The following is a 17,783-nucleotide window of genomic DNA, read 5'->3' as shown; positions in this document are numbered from 1 at the left end:
AAAATTACGCTTTCACTCTGTTATAGTTTATCACTTTTTGAAACCACTTTCAAGAGTTTTGTTGCTTTTTTTAGAAAATAAATAGGAAAAAAGTAAAATTTTCTCAATTTTAGTTGGGACTTGATTTTTCTCATAATTGGCATAGAATAGAAGGTAGAAATTTCAAAGGAGAAAACTATGTCAAAAATTACGACTCTTACTCAGAAACTCGAAAAAGAAAATATTTTCGCTGCTGTTTTATCTGACCCCGTTTCTATCAACTACTTGACTGGATACTTATCTGATCCACACGAGCGCCACATGTACCTCTTTGTCTTTGCGGACAAGACACCGCTCCTTTTCTTGCCTGCCCTTGATGTGGCACGCGCTGAAGCGACGCTTAATTTTCCAGTTGTGGGATACCAAGATTCTGAAAATCCTTGGGAAAAAATCAAAGCTGTTCTACCAGCAACCAATTTCCCACAAGTGGCTGTCGAATTTGATAACCTCAACGTGACTAAGTTCAAAGGCTTGCAGACAGTCTTCTCTGGAGAATTTGTCAACTTGACACCAACTCTCCAACACATGCGTCTCATTAAATCAGCCGATGAAATCGAAAAAATGCTGGTTGCCGGTGATTTTGCAGACAAGGCTGTTCAGGTCGGATTTGACAATATTTCTCTGGATGTGACCGAAACAGATATCATCGCCCAAATCGAGTTTGAAATGAAAAAACAAGGCATCAACAAGATGAGCTTTGACACCATGGTCTTGACTGGTAACAACGCTGCTAACCCTCACGGCATTCCAGGCACTAACAAGATTGAAAATGATAGTCTCCTTCTCTTTGACCTAGGTGTGGAAACATTAGGCTACACTTCTGATATGACTCGGACGGTGGCTGTCGGAAAACCAGACCAATTCAAGCAAGATATTTACAATCTTTGCTTAGAAGCTCAATTAACTGCTCAAGAATTTATTAAACCTGGTGTTACTGCTGCTGAAGTTGACGCGGCTGCCCGCAATGTCATTGAAAAAGCAGGCTATGGCGAATACTTTAACCACCGTTTGGGACATGGTCTCGGCATGGATGTCCACGAGTTTCCATCTATCATGGCGGGCAACGATATGGAAATCCAAGAAGGCATGTGCTTCTCTGTAGAACCTGGCATCTACATTCCTGGTAAGGTCGGTGTTCGTATCGAGGATTGTGGTTATGTGACAAAAACTGGATTTGAGGTCTTCACCAAAACACCAAAAGAATTGCTCTATTTTTGAAGGCTAATCATAACCTACAAACAAGAAGATTATTGTAGCACTTGCGGTCATAAACTTGAGATACGCTTCTTAGAGCATGAAGGAAGTATCCCCTACTGCCCAAGCTGTCAAGAATATCGATTTCCAACTTTCGATACAGCCTGCAGTATGATTGTGCTAAATGAAGCTGAAGATCAAGTCCTGCTTATCCAGCAATATGGACGTCCAGATTACATTTTGACGGCTGGCTGTATTAGTCAGGGGGAGAATGCTGAAGATACAGTTGCACGAGAAATCGCTGAAGAACTTGGTCTGACCACGACTTCGATCTGCTTCAACAAAAGCCATTACTACGCAGGTTCAAATACACTCATGCTGAATTTTATCGCCACAACAAGCGCTCAGGTAAAACCGAACCACGAGATTGATCATCGGCAATGGTCCGAGAAGCCATCAAACCAAACAGCCTAGCACAAGAATTTCTCAATTACTATCTAGATAGACTATAAATCACACAAAGCACCAGAGACAAGCGTCTTAGGTGCTTTACTATTTATTAACCAAACAGCTTGACGCTTCTTGTGACAGCCGATCTTAGCCTATTGACTTTCCGAAAAAGAGTCTGTAAACTATTGTTAACCTAACAAACAAAAAGGATAACAACATGAAAACTACTAAATTACATCAGCTAACCTATATCGCTAGCGGAGTGACCCTCCTTGTCATTCTCTCTCAGATGACGATTTCGCTTGGCCCTGTTCCCTTCACCCTGCAAACTTTCGCAGTCGGACTGATTGCAACAATTTATCCTTGGCGACTTGCTTGTTCTTCTGTCGGGCTCTACCTCCTTCTTGGTGGAATTGGAATTCCAGTTTTTTCTGGATTTTCAGGAGGAATCGCTAGCCTAACTCTTCATCCAACAGCTGGTTTTTTATGGGGATTCCTCACCTATGCCTTCGCTACTTCACTAATGACTTATCGTGATTCGAGTGTCATCAGAGTCCTAAGCGCCAATATTCTCGGCGATATAACGTGCTTTTTACTAGGTATCTTCTTTTTTAGATTTAGCTTGGATACTAGTTGGAGTAAGACACTCGCCCTGACAACTCTTCCCTTTCTTCTTCCTGAACTTGGTAAAATTAGCTTGGTTTGCCTCAGCCATCGCTACCTGCAACCTATTTTGAAGAAGAATAGGTAGGCTACAAATGTACTATAAAAAGCTAGGGAAGACCTAGCCTTTTTACTTACCTGCAAATGCATCTAACATGACTTGGAATTCTTCGTTTGAGAGGGTAATGCCTTTACTCATTTTTGTATGATCTGGACTCCAGGTACGGATATCATACTTGGCTGGTGCTCCGTTAAAAGAGACACGGTTTAGTTCCTTGGTCCAACCTTTATCATTTTCTGACAAGACCAAGAGTTGTTCTTCAATTTCAAATGTAAATTCTGCCATATTTTCCTCCTAACTATCTATTCGTAGACACTTGTCTTTTTTTAAAAATTTCGCTAAGATTATTGTATCAAGGATGAAAGGATTTTACCATGAAAAAGTTCATCGAGCTACTTTTAGATCATGCACAAGTATTTTTAGGGACAAAAACAGCTCCTGTTACTATCAGCGATGAAGAAGAGAAACAAGAAAAACTATTGGAAACCATTGACTTAGCTTTATATAAGCAGGCTGCCGTACATGTCATCTACGGTCGTCAGAAAAGTTTCACAGGCGAAATCGTCAAATTTGACAAAGAACGAAAGCGTTTAGTGATGAAAAATTTCTCCAAAAATATGGGAAGCATCATTCATTTGGAAGAAATCAAACGCATCTCCCTAGTTCCTGAAACCATTCGAAAATCGCAAAAAGGCTGGAAGTAAACTTCCAAGCCTTTTCTATCATGCACGAACTGTAACTGACTTCCCGTCTTCTTGGTAAAGATTGATAAGACCTGACTTGCAGGCACGAACCATATCACCAGGGAAAACTTCCTGTGGCAAGGTAATAGTTAAGAGTTCCATTGGACGGTTGGCACGGTCAATCAAGTTGCCGTCAGAATCACGCAGTTCTTGAATGCTGGTCTCAAAATGACGGAAACCTGGTCCGTAAAACTCAACTTGGTCACCTTCGTTGATAACATTGCGCTGACGAATGGTTGCGGTCATAGTCGCCTTGTCAAAAGCGACTACTTCTGCGATGAATTTATACTCAGGAATTTTACGACGGGCACCAAAGAGCTGCTCGTTTTCTGTTGGTGCATTGTAGTAGAAACCAGTTGCCAATTCACGCTGTGCCACTTTCCACATCTCATCAATCAAGTCTTGCTTGATAGATTCAAATTTAGCTGGGCTTTCAAGATAAGCATCCACTGCTGCCTTATAACAGTTTGTTACTGTGGAAACATAGTGGACAGACTTCATACGACCTTCGATTTTCAAGCTATCAACGCCATTTTCAATCATATCAGGAATATGGTCAATCATACACATATCAACGGCAGACATCGAAAATTCTTCCGGAACTTGACCTTGGATAGAACGGCGCTCTTCGCCAAATGGCAAATCATAGAGATTGTATTTCCAGCGACAAGACTGAGAACAGCCACCACGGTTGGCATCACGGTTACTCATATGGTTAGATAAAACGCAACGACCTGAGTAGGAAATACACATAGCACCATGGACGAAGGCTTCAATTTCCACGCTGGTCCGCTTACGGATTTCAGCCAATTCTGCCATAGTTACTTCGCGGGCTAAAACGACACGAGTCAAGCCCAGTTCTTTCCAGAACTCGAACGTTTCATAGTTGGTTGATGAGGCTTGGGTTGAAAGGTGAATCTCCAAACCAGGTGCTTCTGTCGCACAAATCATGATAAGGGCTGGGTCAGACACGATGACCGCATCCAAGCCCATATCACGCAACTCACGGAACCAAGCACCAGCGCCTGATTCATTGCCCTCGTGAGTGACCATATTGGCAGCCACATAGACCTTAGCACCGCGGGCATGGGCGTATTCAATTCCCTCTTTCATCTCTTCCATAGAGAAATTCCCAGCGCGGCTACGCAAACCATAGGCCTGACCACCAACAAAGACAGCATCTGCACCATAATCAATGGCAACTTTTAATTTTTCCAAAGTCCCAGCAGGCGACAAAACCTCAGGACGCTTTAACGTTTTATTTGACATATTTTATTCTTTCTATTTACAAGATAGGTTGAATTAAGGTCTTTCGACACTTCTCACTCTAAAACGATATTTTTTAGAGTGGGAAGCTAGTTTTTTCACTGACCATGTCCTGTTTAATAGTAACTTCATGGTCAGCAATACGATATTATTTTACTTTATTACGAGCGTACTCGTAGAAACCAGTATCTAAACCACGCTCTTTAGGGTGGAATTTGCGAATTTGCTCATCCAAGACAAAGGCTTGGTCTTGACTAAACTCACCTTTTTCCATCAAATCACGGGCTTGGATAAAGATTTTTGCGATTTCAACAAAGTTTTGACCTGGACAGAATACCCCATCCAATTTCCAATTGTGGTAACCATGGGCATCCAATTCCAGTAACTTGGTCATCATGTCGATATCATTGTTGATAAAGATATGAGTGCCGTGTTTGTCCTCAAAAATAGAATAGTGGCTATCTGGATCTGTCGGCTCTGCTAAGAAGAGACCGCGTTCTTTGGACTTATCCGTTTCATCAGCCTTTGTAAAATTGTAGTAATTTTGTAACAAAGAGCGTTTTGAATGGTGGATAACGGAAGCTCCATAGACCAAAATCTCAGCTGGTATGTCCAAATTTTCTGCAATATCAAAGAGTTCTTCAGACGGAATTTCACGCGCCAAAACTGCTTCGACAGCTCCATGTTCCTTCCAAAAGTTAATCTGACGACTAGACGTCACAAAAACGGAAGTATCATAGATGAGTTTAAAATTGTAACCATCGCGTTTATTAATATAGAAGACACCCGCATCTCCTACCACCAAATAATCCACTTGAATTTCCTTCATCAATTCCATGAAAGGCTTGATATTGTCCATCATGTCTTGGTGCATAAGGGCGTTGGCCGCCACTGTCAGCTCCTTTCCTGCTGCATGCACTAGTTGGGCAATTTCACGCAATTCATCATATGAAAAAGTTTTTGGAAGGCGCAGTGCGTAATCTGCTTCTCCCACATAAATGCGGTCAACACCTGCGGCAAGCAGCTCTTTGACCTGCTCCACACTTTCAGCTGTTGCTGTAATAATAATTTTTTTCATAAAGTTCATTATATCAAATTCCTCCTTAAAATTTAAGGAAAGATTAGAATTTTAATGTTCTGACTTTTCTCATGTGAATTTTGCCTTTTGTAATACTTTTGTAACATTACTGTTACATAAAGAAAGCAATATTATGATATTATTGTAAAGCATTAAAGGAGACGATATGGCACTTAGACAATATCGGCCTGACCAGTTTGAAGAGTATATCCCGCAAGAGAAACAGGCTAGTTACCAAGAATATAAAGAAAAGAATACACGAAGAGAACAATTAAAAGAGGTACTCTTTTTTGTCAATATCGCTATTTTTAGTATTTTGACTGTCATTTCAGCCTATATCTACCTATCACTTGGCATTCCAGCCTTCTTTGCCTTTATTTTGGCAACAGCTACAGGGCTTTGGGGACTCAAATTGGTTCAAATAGGGCTAAAAGCAGAATACAAACGAATTCAACAAAAAAAACGAGGTCGAAAATAATTCCGACTTCGTTTTTTTACAAGTTAATTTCAATGTCGTTTTGAACGACTTTTTCTTCTTCAACTGCTTCAAAAACATCTTCTGAGAGGACTTCCACTTCAGCTGTTTCTGATTCAGCGAATTTTTCTTTTACTTGGTCAATTTTTTCCAAAGACTGGTCCTTGAGGGCCAGGGCTTTTTCTTTTCCTGATTGAATCAAATCATCCACTGTCAGCTCCCCTGTTTCTAACTGCGTTTTGACCTGATCAAATTTATCTACGACCTGTTGTCCCAAATCTTGCGCCTTGTTGACAAATTCAGCATTGATTTCTTCGTAATTTTCTTGGTAATCCTTGGCAAAGCTAGTGACTTTGTTTTTCACAACTTTCCCTGTTTCTGATGCCAAGAAAACTGCCGCAGCTGCACCGCCTGCTGCTCCTAAGAGGAGGCTTGTTAAGATACTTGTTTTTTTAGCCATTGTCTTTTTTTCCTTTCTTGTTCAAAAGTGATGAGACGATATTAAGAGCTGACAGGGCTGTTCCTGCTTTGACTGTACTCTGTCCGGCATTTTTAGCCTTAACTGTTAAGTCACGAGCAGAAGAATTAAGGTCTGATACCGAAGTTGACAGATCCGCAACAGCAACAAAAAGGGGATCTAGGATCTGTACCTTGCCATTGACATCTTCTACTAAAACATTGGTCTTAGCCAAGAGTTCATTGGTCTGGTAGAGGGTAACATTAAGGTCACTCGTCAAAACTTTTAGCGTTTGTTGTGCTTCATCTGTAACTTGACCAATTTTTTTCAGCAAGAGTACTAGGTAAACTGCGATAGCCACAAAAGAAAGGGCAATTAATAAAACAGCAATTTCAATCATCATAAAACTCCTTATGCAGTATAGTAAGGGATTGACTTATCCCGACGGCGGTAGGCCCAAAGAGCCAATCCGAGTAAAATCAAACCTGCCGACAACCATTGTGAAACCCGTAAGCCACCCAACATGAGGCTATCTGTCCGCATCCCTTCGATAATCATCCGGCCGATACCGTACCAAATCATGTAAAAGAAGGTGATTTCACCCTGCTTCAAGAAACGGGGGCGACGTCGTAAGATGAGAATAAGGACAAATCCAAACAGGTTCCAGACAGATTCGTAAAGGAAGGTGGGAACACGATAAGAACCGTCAATATACATCTGATCTCGAATGAAGGCTGGAAGGTAATCCAGGCTTTTCACCGCCTTCCCGTAAGCTTCTTGATTGAAGAAATTCCCCCAACGCCCAATTGCTTGTGCAATCATCACCGGTGGAACAGTGATATCTAAAAAGTCCCATGTTTCAATAAAACGGTGACGAGTAAAGAGAAGGAGGCAAAGTAAGCCTGTCAGCAAACCGCCATAAATAGCTAAACCGCCATGCCAGATGGCAAAAATCTCACCCAAATTGTCCTTATAATCTGCCCAAGAAAAGATGACGTAGTAAAGACGCGCACCGATAATGGACAAAGGAAAAGCAATAAGGATAAAATCCAAAATATCATCCGATAAGATTTTTTTGCGCGGCGCTTCTTTAGAAGCCAAGTAAACTGCTAACATCAAGCCTGAAACGATACAGAGCGCATACCAACGAATGGCAACAGGTCCCAACTGGATAGCAATTGGATCCATTAGTCTGCCCCCACTTCTGTATTTTTCTCAATGAGAGCTGTCAAACGATCTTCGAAGGTTTTGGTTGCGTCAAATCCCATCAATTTAGCACGGTAGTTCATAGCTGCTGCTTCGATGACCACAGAAATGTTACGACCGGTTTTAACTGGAATACGAATTTGAGGAATGGTGATTCCCGCGATTTCAATGGTATCACCACCATTTCCAAGACGGTCAAAGACCTTACCTGTTTCGTAATTTTCAAGGTAGACAGCCAATTGCACTTCTGATGACTCTTTGACAGCGCTAGCCCCATAAAGGCTCATAATGTCAATGATACCAACACCTCGGATTTCCAAAAGGTGACGAAGGATTTCTGCAGGTTCACCCCAAAGAGTCACATCATCCTTAGCAAAAACATCTACACGGTCATCCGCAACAATCCGGTGACCACGCTTGACCAGTTCCAAACCAGTCTCACTCTTACCGATACCAGAATCCCCTTGAATCAGTACGCCCATACCATAGATATCCATGAGCACCCCATGAACACTAGTCCGCTGTGCCAAACGTGAATCAAGGAAGGATGACAATTCTCCTGAAAGTCGGCTAGTCGCCGTCGTTCCGCTAAGGATAGCGATCCCCTTTTCCTTGGCTGCTTGATACATTTCTTCTGGAATTTCCAAGCCACGCGCCACAATTACAACGGGGGTTTCTGGCTGGAACATGCGGCTCAAGACAGAGTAGCGATTGTGAGAGGTCATAGACACCAGGTAAGACCACTCCTTCATCCCAATCAACTGAATCCGCTCTGGTGAATAATAATCAAAATAACCTGTCATTTCAAGACCTGGACGTGAGATATCCGCTGTTGAAACAACTTTTTCTAAAAGTTCTTCAGTTCCATAGGCACAATCAACTCGCACATGCTGCATCAAGTCCTTGACTAAAACTGTCATACACTACCTCCATTTTTCTAATACTTTATTATACCATAGTTTGAACTAATTTGTGAAAATTCAAGGAAGCGTTTTCGAAAAAAGCTGGGAGAAATCTCTCCTCAGCTTTACAAACTTTCAGCAAATTTTTTCTGAATAAAGGCTGCAGAGGCTGCCAATTTTTCCTCTTCTGCTGCTGTTAGATTGAGCTTGACCTGCTCGATGATACCTGACCGTCCGACAATAGCTGGATAGCCCAGATAGGTTTCGAGAGGCTGGTAATAAGTTGATACTGGTAATTCTTCTCGGCTATCTGACACCACTGCCAAGGCTAGTCGAATAGCGGCTGAGGCAATGCCGTAGCTGGTATATTTTTTCCCGTAGAAGACACGGTGCCCTCCAACAATGGATTCTTGGGTTAATTCTTCTAAAACACTCGCTTCTACCATATCGGTAATAGCCTGCCCCTTGATCCACACTTGGCTCCATGCGGTAAATTGGGAATTGCCATGTTCACCAAGATTGTAACCCGATACACTTCTAGCATCTACCTCAAAATACTGACTCACAGCTCGTTTCATACGTGCTGTATCTAACAAGGTTCCTGTCCCGATGACCTTCTCCTTTGGTAGCCCAGTATAATGTTGATAGAGACTCGTCACCACATCAACTGGATTTGAAATGACAATCAAAATTCCTGCAAAGCCAACCTCTTTCAACTGAGCCGCGACTTGCGGAACCTGACTGGCTGTGAAAGGCAATTCTGCAAAACGGTCTGCATCAGGATTATCCTGGAGAGCAATATCTCCCAAAGCTGAAATGACCACATCTGCATCCGCCAAGGCTGCATAGTCATTGAGGATAATATTCGCATGATGAGGGAGATTGGCTGCAGCATCTTCAAAATCTCCAGCATCTGCCAGCAATTTTTTCTCATTGATATCTATTAAAACATAGTCATCAAATGCTCCCTGAGCAATTAAACCATGGACTATTGTTGAACCCACGTGCCCCATTCCAATAATTCCGACCTTTCTCACTATAAGCGTCTCCTCCTTAGTTTTGACTATTATACACCTTCTCCTAAAAAAAGAAAACAACTTCTAGCAACTTCAATCATTCGTCGCTAAAAATTGTTTTACTTTTTATCTGTAGGAAAATCCTCTGGTTGACCTGAATAGGCTGCCCATGATTTTTCTAAAAATGCATCATTGAGCTGGTAAGTTGGCGCTGCTTGTTTTTGTGTCAAAAAAGGTTCAATGTACTTGTCTAACTCCAACCAACCATTCCAACCTAGATGAATGGTATCCTGCATAAAATAGGGTTTATCGCCATCTTGTGACAAATCAGCAATGTGAGTAAAACCTTGACTCTGCAACTGGTACTTAATCTTGGCAACTGACTTGGCATACATGGTCTGATCCAGTCCTGAAAAACGAGCCCATTTCCCATTGACAGGAGGAATGACGAAAAGCACATTGGTATTTGATTCTGCAAATTCCTTCAAAACCAGCTGAAGATCGGTGTACTCGGGAGAAGACAGATAAGAAAATTGCTTTTGAGCACCTTTTAATTCTTTTAAGCGGGAAGCGATTCGCTGACGATAAAAGTCATTTTTAATACCAAATTGATTATTTCCTGTCTCTGACTGGGCAATCATGGTTGCCAGTTGCGCCAAATTATCATAAGAAAATTCATCTGGTAACAGTGCTTTCTGCTTTTCAAAGGATGGACTTGTCCAACTTCCTAGAGAAAAATAATCAAAGAAATAATCCTCTTTATTGAGCAAACTTGCATGAAAGGCTAGCCACTCTCTGTCTGACTGACTAAATGCATGCCCCTTAGCCACTTTTTCTACCAAATCCCGATGAGCAATCTGAGGATGCAGTCTCAGAAGGCGTCTGGCCGCCACCTTGTCATAGTTGCTTCCTGTCTGCTCTTGTAAGAAAGAAACCAGTTGCCCATTGCTAAAGTAGGACTGGAAGGCTGAACGATTGCTCCCACCTTTGACAAACCACTGAGGAGAAATGACGTAAACAGCCGTTTTATCCTTCAAAGCATAGTCCATCTGCTGCATGCTAAAATAATGACTAATAGAAGCCGAGCCCCTTTGCCCAAGCAAAAAAGGTGTATAAGAACGATGGTATTTCTCCGCTAAAACTGCTGGATGAAAGGCATCCATGCGCAACCATTCACTAGACCCAAAAAAGGGAACAAAATTCTGCTGTAGATCACTGAGCGCCCGCTCTTTTTTCAAACGACTTTTGAAAACTGTTTTGGCTAAAGAATACGCATCTGCCTTTTCTCTTGCTTTATCATAATGAATCTTAGTCGGCGTAATAGCTAACAAAAGAACAATTAAACTTGCTGCACAGACAAGCGGCCCTAGAATCTGCCATAGACGTTTAGGCATTGCGTAATTCCTCTACACCGGCAATGATTTTATTAACCGTATTCCAGTCGTCACGACCAAATTCAGAAACAGGAATGGCAATATCGAAGTGACCTTCCAACTCCACAATCAACTCAACAGTTGCCATACTGTCTAAAACACCCGCATCAAACAGATCTTCATCCAACATTTCTGACACATCTTCCATAAATAAGTCTTGGAAAATTTCTAAAATTTCTTCTTTACTATTCATACGATTACTCCTTTTGTATTACTTAATAACCTTCGGAAACCAGAGCATGTCTAGGAATCCTGAAAAAATGAGGAAGGAAATCATGACCACATTGAAGGTGATAAAGATTCCCAAAGCTTGTGTCCACTTGTTTTCTGGCAAAGCAGGAAGCCCTTGCGCTTTCCGTTCTTTGTTAATGAGTTTCTTCTTGCGAAGCCAGGCATCATTGATGACCAAGCCTAGACCATGAAAAAGCCCATAAGCGATATAATACCAGGTCACCCCATGCCAAAAGCCCATCAATAACATATTGAAAATGTAGGCAACACTTGAAGTGGTATTACGGTTTTTAAAAACCTTATGCTTGACCAAGACCTTAACCAAGCGCATAAAGACAAAATCACGAAACCAGAAAGACAAACTCATATGCCAACGGTTCCAAAATTCTTTGAGGTCACGAGATTTGAAGGGCTGGTCAAAATTGATAGGACTCTTAATGCCCATGAGATTTGAAATGGCTAAAGCAAACATGGTGTAGCCTGCAAAATCAAAGAAAAGATCCAAGCCAAACAGATACATAACACCAATGGTTGGAAGGTTAAAGAGCCCTCCTTTCTGCAAAGCCATTTCCCTTATCGGTGGAAGCAAGACCTGTCCTAAAAAGTAGGAAATAATAAACTTATAAGCAAATCCACGCATAAGATAGGAAACTGACCGTTCCAACATCACGAGCAACTCTTCTCGATCTGGAATCGCTTGATAATCATCATTGAAACGCTTAAAACGGTCAATCGGTCCACTGGTAAAGGTTGGTAAAAAGAGAAGAAAGCGGAGGCATTCCCAGAAGGTAAATGTCTTGAGGACACCGTCACGCATCTCCATGATCATCCCAACCGTTCGGAAAGTAATATAAGAAATTCCTAAGAATCCAAATAGCGATTTATGCTCCAAAATCAAGGGCGATACCTTGACAAAGACAAGAGGCAAGACAGACAGAAGAGTCCAGAGATAAAAGACTAGGCTGTGATTAAACCTCAGCCGATACACTTTATAGGACCAAATAAGCCCCAGCTGCCAGACCATAAATTTCAAGAGGGATACTAATTGATCTGTCGTTTTTCCTGTCAACATCAGCACGATAAAAATAAAACTAAAGGCTGCTTCATAGATGGGAAAACGTTTCTTGTAAAAAAGACCGATAAAAATGGGAAGAACACCGATCATCAGATAGACAAAGTACTGAGGATTCCCGTAAGCATCCATATGAGGCAGACTAGTGAAAAATTGTTCCATTAGGAATTCACCTCAGCCATGAGTCCTTTGATGTCAATTTTCCCGTTCGGTGTCAGGGGCAATTGGTCACGGTAGAAGAACTTGGACGGCATCATGTAGTCCATCATAATATCTTTCAAGTCCTCTTTAATGGCCTTGGTAATATCAAGATCACGCTCAAACTGGTCACTCACTCCTTCTTTCAGGAGTACATAAGCCAACAGATTCTGCACCTTGTGGTCCTTATTGTAACGAGGCACTGCCACAGCCGACTTGATGTATTGGGATTTGTTAAGGTTTTGCGAAACGTCTTCTAGCTCAATACGGTAACCATTAAACTTTATCTGGAAGTCCATACGACCTCCGTAAAGAAGCAAGCCCTCATCGGTCATACGGCCTAAGTCACCGGTATGATAGGCTGGTAAGCCTTGGAACTCAAAGAAGGCTTCAGCCGTTTTTTCAGGGTTATTGAGGTAACCTTTGGAAACAGCAGGACCTGATACGATGATTTCACCTTGTTCTCCATTTGGAAGGACCTTTCCGTCTTCATCGATGACAAAGGTTGGTGAGTCATCTTTGGTATAGCCGATTGGCAGGCGCGTGCAGGTTTCTAGCATTTCATCTGTAATAGCTACCGCTGACAAGGCAACTGTTGCTTCCGTCGGACCATAGGCATTGATAATACGAGCTTGTGGAAAACGCTGGCGCAATTTCTGAGCCGTCTTAACCGTCAATTCTTCCCCATCAAAGTAGAAATGCGTCAAGTGTGGCAAATTTTCCGCATTAAAATCTGGCGACAAGAGTGCCATGTCAGCGAAAGACGGTGTTGAGGTCCAAATACCGATTGGCAAGGTCAAGATCGTCGCAAAGAGTTGCTTGAAATCACCGATCACTTCTTTCGGAAGAGCGAAAAGCGTCCCACCCATAGCCAAGGTCGGTGCCCAGTACATAACGGACAAGTCAAAGGAGTAAGGCGGTTGGGCCAACATCTGTGGACGTTCTGGCACGGCAAATTCCTTGTCCCTAATCATCCAGTCGGTAAAGCTCAAAAGGTTGTCATGCGAAATTTGCACCCCTTTAGGCTTACCAGTTGTTCCAGATGTGAAAATGATGTAGTAGTTATCATTGCCTTTGACTGGATGAGTCAGTTCATAGCTGACTTTTTCTTGAAAAATGGCTTGCACTTGGTCCAAGGTAAGGACTGGACAATCTACTTTCTCAAGTGGAAAGTCACCAATCGCTACAATCAAACTTGGCTCTGCGATTTCCACAATAGCTTCTACACGTTCGAGAGCCGAGTGTTGGTCCACCGGAATATAAGCATGTCCTGATTTGGTCAAACCAACAAAGGTCGCAAGCATTTCATACTCCTGCCCTCCAAAGACGAGGACTGGCGATTTTTCGGGTAATCCAAGACCATCAATGTGGCTAGCAAAGGCATCCGAATCTGCCTTCAATTCACCATAAGTATGTACCTGACCAAGAATATCATAGACTGGAAAATCTGCTTGTTTTTCAGCAAAATACTCAATGCGTTCAATCATGTCTTTTAACACAAAATACCTCCTAAAATTCATTGTAGATGAAATTACCCTGACCACGTCCTAGGTAACTATAAAAATAAACTAATACTAGTAAAATGACAAAATACACGGCTGTTTTTGCCACAAACTTCCAAAAATCACTCATCTTTCTTCCTTTTCTAAGAATCTTTATTCACTAGTGAAATAGTTTGATTTAGGTGATCATTTTCCGATCATCAAGGCTGTTTTTTGAAAAAACTAACGATGAGTAGCGGAGAATGAGCCCTAAATAAATGCATTGAACTGTGAACACAAGTTCTACATTCCATTAAGCAAGGGGAAATTCTACTTGAATAAGAAACTGTCCATCAACTTGCTCTACTTTAATCGTCCCCTTATGCTGGGCAACAATTGCCTTTGCGATGGATAAACCCAATCCAAAACTTTCTGCCTGATGATGAGACTCCTCCGCTTGGTAAAAACGATTAAAGAGATTGTTCAATACTTCTTGGGGATAAGGATAGGCTGGATTGACCACCAGAATACAAGCCTTTTTCTTTCGGATAGACAATTGCAAATCAATCTGACTCCCTCCTTTAGAATGCTTGATAGCATTGTCCAAGAGAATCGCCCAAAGCTGCTTCAATTGTCCTTCTTCTCCTTTGACAAATACAGCTGGCGCTATCTGCTCAGAGATCACTTTCCCCTCTTCAAAGGCCAGACTTTCATAGGTCAACAACATCTCTTCACAGACAGCAGACAAGTCACAAGGCTTCGTAAAGCTATCGGCCACTCTCGTTTCCAAACGCGTCAGCCCTAACAATTGCTGTACTAGACCTTCCATACGCTTAGATTCTGAAATAATGTGATGTAGATAGCGACTATCTGCTCCTTCATTTTTCAAGACCTGAGCATTAGCCTGAATGGCTGCAATCGGCGTTTTCAGTTCATGACTCGCATCTGAAACAAACTGTTTTTCACGCGCCAAAGCATCCTGAGCAGGTTTCACAATAAAGCGAGAAAGATACAGACTAACACCACTCAGTAAGAGAAAGCCAAAAATTGCAAAAGCCATTTCTACCACTAATTGTCCCAGTCGATCTTCATAGGGCTTGCTATCTAGCAGGGCTAAACTAATCTGTCCATCCTTATTTTCTTTAATGGCATAAATGTAGTCTTGATACTTACGACTTTTCTTCCCCTTTTTCAGCATTTTTTGACTCAAGATTTCCACTTCATCATTCGATAAAAGAGTATTGTTGAGTTGCACCTTGCTGGGTTGATTAGGAGGAATTGTCACTAAAGCAATCGCTTCATCATTAGGAATGGCAATATATTGGTTACTGGCAACCAGACGGACCAAGCGGTAATTATCCATCGTGTCCCAAAATTGACTATAGTAGTGATTAACTGTAAAGAGGAAGGCAACAACCACCGTTAAGAGAGACATGGTGATGATGACAAATTGTTTCCGTAGGTGTGCAATCATCCTTCAACCTCTTTCATAGAGTAGCCCAGACCACGCGTCGCCTTGATTTCCACCGTCGCCTTCAAAAAGCGGAGCTTCTTACGGATAAAGGTCATAAATACCTCTAGCTGATTGTACTCCGAATCATCCATGGGACCCCAAACCTTAGTGATTAACTGTTCTTTCGATAGAATTTGATTTGGATGACGGAAAAATATTTCCATCAGGAGAAACTCTTTATTGGAAAGGGTGATTTTTCCCTCAGGAGATAGTAATTCTCTACTATCCGTCTTAAGAGTGAGGTTCCCTAAACTTAATTGATTGGCCTTCTGAACCACGGACTGTCTCACCTGCACACGCACACGCGCCAGCAATTCATCCACTTCAAAAGGCTTCGTAATATAATCATTAGCCCCTTGGTCTAGCCCTGTTACCTTATCATCTACTTGCGAACGAGCCGTCAGACAAATAACAGGAACTTCCAAACCTAACTTCCTTGTTTTTCGTAAGACAGATAGACCGTCCAGCTTGGGTAGCATGAGATCCAGCAAAACCAAGTCATAGACTGCCGTAATGATTTCATCTAAGCCTGATTCCCCATCAAAGGCTAGACTCACTTCATACCCTTCTCTTTCTAAAATAGCCTTCAAGGCTTCTGCGATGCTTCTTTCATCTTCTACTAATAAAATCTTCATGCATTGCTCCTATTTTCCAGATTCTAGTCTAGCATAGCAAGATTGAAAAAACATTGAAAAGATTGTGCTAGTTTATTTCTGTAAATATTAACAGAAAATCCACAAAAAAAGACCCTAGTTACTTGGTCGCCAAATAAGCTAGAATCTGTTCTTTTTGATTGGTAAAAACCTGATGTGTTTCTAAAAAATTTGGTACTTCTTTTTCTGCTACCCAAACATGAGCATCTGTTTCCGAAATTTGATAGGAAACGTCCTTTTTGCCAGTAATTTTCGCCAAATAGACATCAAAATGCGTTCGGTGCTGCTCTTCTGTAAAACGAAAAAGAAAATCAACTGTACTGGCCTTCAAGCCTGTTTCTTCCTGCAACTCACGTAGAGCTGCCTCCTGCGAGGCTTCGCCCAAGAGTACTGAACCACCAGCTCCCGCTTCATAATAAAGCGGAAAATGAGATTTTTTAGGCGAACGACGAACAAAGAGCCAATCTCCATCTTCATGTTGAACCCAAACATTGACAGCTAAATGATAGATTTCATCCTCAGTTGGCCAATCAGCTCGATCTAGAATTCGGTTTTCAACAAGCTGACCATCCTTATCAAAGGCATTCCAACGTTCTACCATTTATAACTTCTCCGCATCCTTGGTCTTGCGGGGACCTGTTCCAAAACGCTCCGCATCTACATCTTCCTTATAAGGCAAGAGAACTGCCGCCAGAACATAGGCTGCAAGTGCCAGTAGACCTAATCCCCTTAACAATACAACCACTGCTACAAACACACCTCGGACAATCCACACATCCCAATTAAAACGACTAGCTACTGCTGCTAATACACCGGAGAGGATTTTGCCTCGTCTTTGCTTATAAAATCCGTACATTCTTTATTCCTTTCACACTCAACTGACCATCCAAGGTCAGCATTTTTACCTGCAGAGGATATTGCCCCTCCTGTTGGCAAATATAGGGGCTAGGATGAGATTTCCGACCAACCCAAACCTTCCCTATTCGACTCTCTAATCTTCCCTGAACACCTTGGTTCTTAGCTAGTTGCAGCTGCACATTGGCATGACAAAACTGCACTGATAAATGCTGAGAAAACTTCCCTGCGACTGCCAAGCGGACATCCTGTTGTTTTTTATCCGTCTGACTATAAATGGAAATATCCTCAAAAGGCAAATAGTCTAGTCGAGCATCTGCCTGACCCAAATCCAAGTCTAAGACCGACATCCATTTGTCTGGAAGAGCAATGGCGACCTGACAAGGAAAGCGACTTTCAAAATAGAGTTGCTCCTCTTCAATAAAAATCTTGGGTAAATCTTCCTGCTCCAACTGCTGAGGGTAGACAATCCGAATGACACAGTCCTCTTTTTTCTGTTTGGTGAATTGAATCCGTCCTTCTGTCAGACGAATTTTTATGGACTCAATATCTGAAAAGGTGAATTCTTGCTTGAGTTTACTAGATGAAAAGACCTTAAAATGTGGCAAAGTGAAGCCGAGCTTGGCTTTTTCTTCAATGAAAAGAAAATCACAGTCCGCATTAAGCTCCAAAAAACAAGCCTTGGCTTCTTCCTTGGTTAATATTCCTTTTTCATATAGCTCCAAGACACGTTTTTCCTGTTCTTGTCCCATTTTTTCACCTCAATTCTCATATAGTATAGCAAATACCAGCCCAAA

The 17,783-nt window shown here is 41.9% G+C and carries 23 protein-coding genes; 5 read left to right on the top strand and 18 right to left on the bottom strand.

The features are described 5' to 3' along the window. Nucleotides 1-177: 177 nt before the first annotated feature. From ACHUFA_RS02700 to ACHUFA_RS02690, 3 genes are all read left to right on the top strand, one after another. Nucleotides 178-1,257, top strand: a complete 1,080-nt coding sequence (locus ACHUFA_RS02700; RefSeq protein ID WP_394404828.1) for a M24 family metallopeptidase — start codon at nt 178-180, stop codon at nt 1,255-1,257. Nucleotides 1,258-1,404: 147 nt separating this feature from the next. Beyond that, nucleotides 1,405-1,707: an NUDIX domain-containing protein gene (locus ACHUFA_RS02695; RefSeq protein ID WP_394404827.1), complete on the top strand. Its 303-nt coding sequence runs from the start codon at nt 1,405-1,407 to the stop codon at nt 1,705-1,707. A gap of 193 nt (nt 1,708-1,900) precedes the next feature. Continuing rightward, on the top strand, nt 1,901-2,434 hold the full coding sequence (locus ACHUFA_RS02690) for a biotin transporter BioY (RefSeq protein WP_394404826.1): 534 nt from the start codon (nt 1,901-1,903) through the stop codon (nt 2,432-2,434). Nucleotides 2,435-2,476: 42 nt separating this feature from the next. Here ACHUFA_RS02690 and ACHUFA_RS02685 read toward each other — a convergent pair whose 3' ends face one another. Continuing rightward, nucleotides 2,477-2,692, bottom strand: a complete 216-nt coding sequence (locus tag ACHUFA_RS02685) for a YdbC family protein (protein WP_394404825.1) — start codon at nt 2,690-2,692, stop codon at nt 2,477-2,479. Between the two features lie 89 nt (nt 2,693-2,781). On the opposite strand from ACHUFA_RS02685, the gene ACHUFA_RS02680 reads away from it, so the two are divergent. Then, on the top strand, nt 2,782-3,111 hold the full coding sequence (locus ACHUFA_RS02680; RefSeq protein WP_222347222.1) for a hypothetical protein: 330 nt from the start codon (nt 2,782-2,784) through the stop codon (nt 3,109-3,111). 18 nt (nt 3,112-3,129) lie between these two features. Here ACHUFA_RS02680 and ACHUFA_RS02675 read toward each other — a convergent pair whose 3' ends face one another. Together ACHUFA_RS02675 and ACHUFA_RS02670 are read right to left on the bottom strand one after the other, a co-directional pair. Further along, nucleotides 3,130-4,419 carry a peptidase U32 family protein gene (locus ACHUFA_RS02675; protein ID WP_222347221.1) on the bottom strand — a complete coding sequence of 430 codons (1,290 nt, stop codon included), beginning with the start codon at nt 4,417-4,419 and terminating at the stop codon, nt 3,130-3,132. A 145-nt stretch (nt 4,420-4,564) separates the two neighbouring features. Continuing rightward, complete coding sequence (locus ACHUFA_RS02670) at nt 4,565-5,494, bottom strand: peptidase U32 family protein (protein WP_222347419.1); 930 nt, start codon at nt 5,492-5,494, stop codon at nt 4,565-4,567. A 166-nt stretch (nt 5,495-5,660) separates the two neighbouring features. On the opposite strand from ACHUFA_RS02670, the gene ACHUFA_RS02665 reads away from it, so the two are divergent. Then, on the top strand, nt 5,661-5,972 hold the full coding sequence (locus ACHUFA_RS02665; RefSeq protein ID WP_222347220.1) for a DUF3270 domain-containing protein: 312 nt from the start codon (nt 5,661-5,663) through the stop codon (nt 5,970-5,972). Between the two features lie 16 nt (nt 5,973-5,988). Here ACHUFA_RS02665 and ACHUFA_RS02660 read toward each other — a convergent pair whose 3' ends face one another. From ACHUFA_RS02660 to ACHUFA_RS02590, 15 genes are all read right to left on the bottom strand, one after another. Continuing rightward, entirely contained in the window at nt 5,989-6,429 is a 441-nt protein-coding gene (locus ACHUFA_RS02660; protein ID WP_394404824.1) for a YtxH domain-containing protein, read from the bottom strand. After that, nucleotides 6,422-6,826 carry a DUF948 domain-containing protein gene (locus ACHUFA_RS02655; RefSeq protein ID WP_222347418.1) on the bottom strand — a complete coding sequence of 135 codons (405 nt, stop codon included), beginning with the start codon at nt 6,824-6,826 and terminating at the stop codon, nt 6,422-6,424. Before ACHUFA_RS02655 ends, ACHUFA_RS02660 begins: the two co-directional genes overlap by 8 nt. 11 nt (nt 6,827-6,837) lie before the next feature. Further along, nucleotides 6,838-7,614, bottom strand: coding sequence for a prolipoprotein diacylglyceryl transferase (lgt, locus tag ACHUFA_RS02650; RefSeq protein ID WP_222347218.1), 777 nt, complete (start codon nt 7,612-7,614; stop codon nt 6,838-6,840). Then, the gene (gene hprK / locus ACHUFA_RS02645; protein WP_222347217.1) at nt 7,614-8,552 is read right to left on the bottom strand and encodes an HPr(Ser) kinase/phosphatase; all 939 of its coding nucleotides are present in this window, start codon (nt 8,550-8,552) and stop codon (nt 7,614-7,616) included. The genes lgt and hprK overlap by 1 nt, the downstream gene beginning before the upstream one ends. Nucleotides 8,553-8,659: 107 nt before the next feature. Continuing rightward, complete coding sequence (locus tag ACHUFA_RS02640) at nt 8,660-9,574, bottom strand: L-lactate dehydrogenase (RefSeq protein ID WP_394404962.1); 915 nt, start codon at nt 9,572-9,574, stop codon at nt 8,660-8,662. A 95-nt stretch (nt 9,575-9,669) separates the two neighbouring features. After that, a complete protein-coding gene (gene dltD, locus ACHUFA_RS02635; RefSeq protein ID WP_222347215.1) occupies nt 9,670-10,944 on the bottom strand; it encodes a D-alanyl-lipoteichoic acid biosynthesis protein DltD in 1,275 nt (424 codons plus the stop codon). Next, entirely contained in the window at nt 10,937-11,176 is a 240-nt protein-coding gene (gene dltC / locus ACHUFA_RS02630) for a D-alanine--poly(phosphoribitol) ligase subunit DltC (RefSeq protein ID WP_222347214.1), read from the bottom strand. Before dltC ends, dltD begins: the two co-directional genes overlap by 8 nt. An 18-nt stretch (nt 11,177-11,194) precedes the next feature. Then, nucleotides 11,195-12,448, bottom strand: coding sequence for a D-alanyl-lipoteichoic acid biosynthesis protein DltB (gene dltB / locus ACHUFA_RS02625; protein WP_222347213.1), 1,254 nt, complete (start codon nt 12,446-12,448; stop codon nt 11,195-11,197). Continuing rightward, on the bottom strand, nt 12,448-13,983 hold the full coding sequence (dltA, locus tag ACHUFA_RS02620; protein ID WP_222347212.1) for a D-alanine--poly(phosphoribitol) ligase subunit DltA: 1,536 nt from the start codon (nt 13,981-13,983) through the stop codon (nt 12,448-12,450). The genes dltB and dltA overlap by 1 nt, the downstream gene beginning before the upstream one ends. A gap of 10 nt (nt 13,984-13,993) precedes the next feature. Beyond that, nucleotides 13,994-14,116, bottom strand: a complete 123-nt coding sequence (locus tag ACHUFA_RS02615) for a teichoic acid D-Ala incorporation-associated protein DltX (protein ID WP_222347211.1) — start codon at nt 14,114-14,116, stop codon at nt 13,994-13,996. Nucleotides 14,117-14,278: 162 nt separating this feature from the next. Then, nucleotides 14,279-15,439 (bottom strand): sensor histidine kinase, encoded by a 1,161-nt coding sequence (locus ACHUFA_RS02610; RefSeq protein ID WP_222347210.1) that lies wholly within the window; start codon nt 15,437-15,439, stop codon nt 14,279-14,281. Beyond that, nucleotides 15,436-16,113 carry a response regulator transcription factor gene (locus ACHUFA_RS02605; RefSeq protein ID WP_222347209.1) on the bottom strand — a complete coding sequence of 226 codons (678 nt, stop codon included), beginning with the start codon at nt 16,111-16,113 and terminating at the stop codon, nt 15,436-15,438. Before ACHUFA_RS02605 ends, ACHUFA_RS02610 begins: the two co-directional genes overlap by 4 nt. A gap of 118 nt (nt 16,114-16,231) precedes the next feature. Further along, complete coding sequence (locus ACHUFA_RS02600; RefSeq protein WP_394404823.1) at nt 16,232-16,732, bottom strand: NUDIX domain-containing protein; 501 nt, start codon at nt 16,730-16,732, stop codon at nt 16,232-16,234. Beyond that, the gene (locus ACHUFA_RS02595) at nt 16,733-16,987 is read right to left on the bottom strand and encodes a PspC domain-containing protein (protein WP_222347207.1); all 255 of its coding nucleotides are present in this window, start codon (nt 16,985-16,987) and stop codon (nt 16,733-16,735) included. After that, nucleotides 16,971-17,738: a hypothetical protein gene (locus ACHUFA_RS02590; RefSeq protein ID WP_394404822.1), complete on the bottom strand. Its 768-nt coding sequence runs from the start codon at nt 17,736-17,738 to the stop codon at nt 16,971-16,973. The genes ACHUFA_RS02595 and ACHUFA_RS02590 overlap by 17 nt, the downstream gene beginning before the upstream one ends. Nucleotides 17,739-17,783 lie beyond the last annotated feature (45 nt).

This window comes from Streptococcus hepaticus, assembly GCF_043656315.1.
Lineage (GTDB): Bacteria > Bacillota > Bacilli > Lactobacillales > Streptococcaceae > Streptococcus > Streptococcus hepaticus.
The sequence above is the reverse complement of the archived record's forward strand: the minus strand, read 5'-3'. Positions and strand labels throughout refer to the sequence as shown.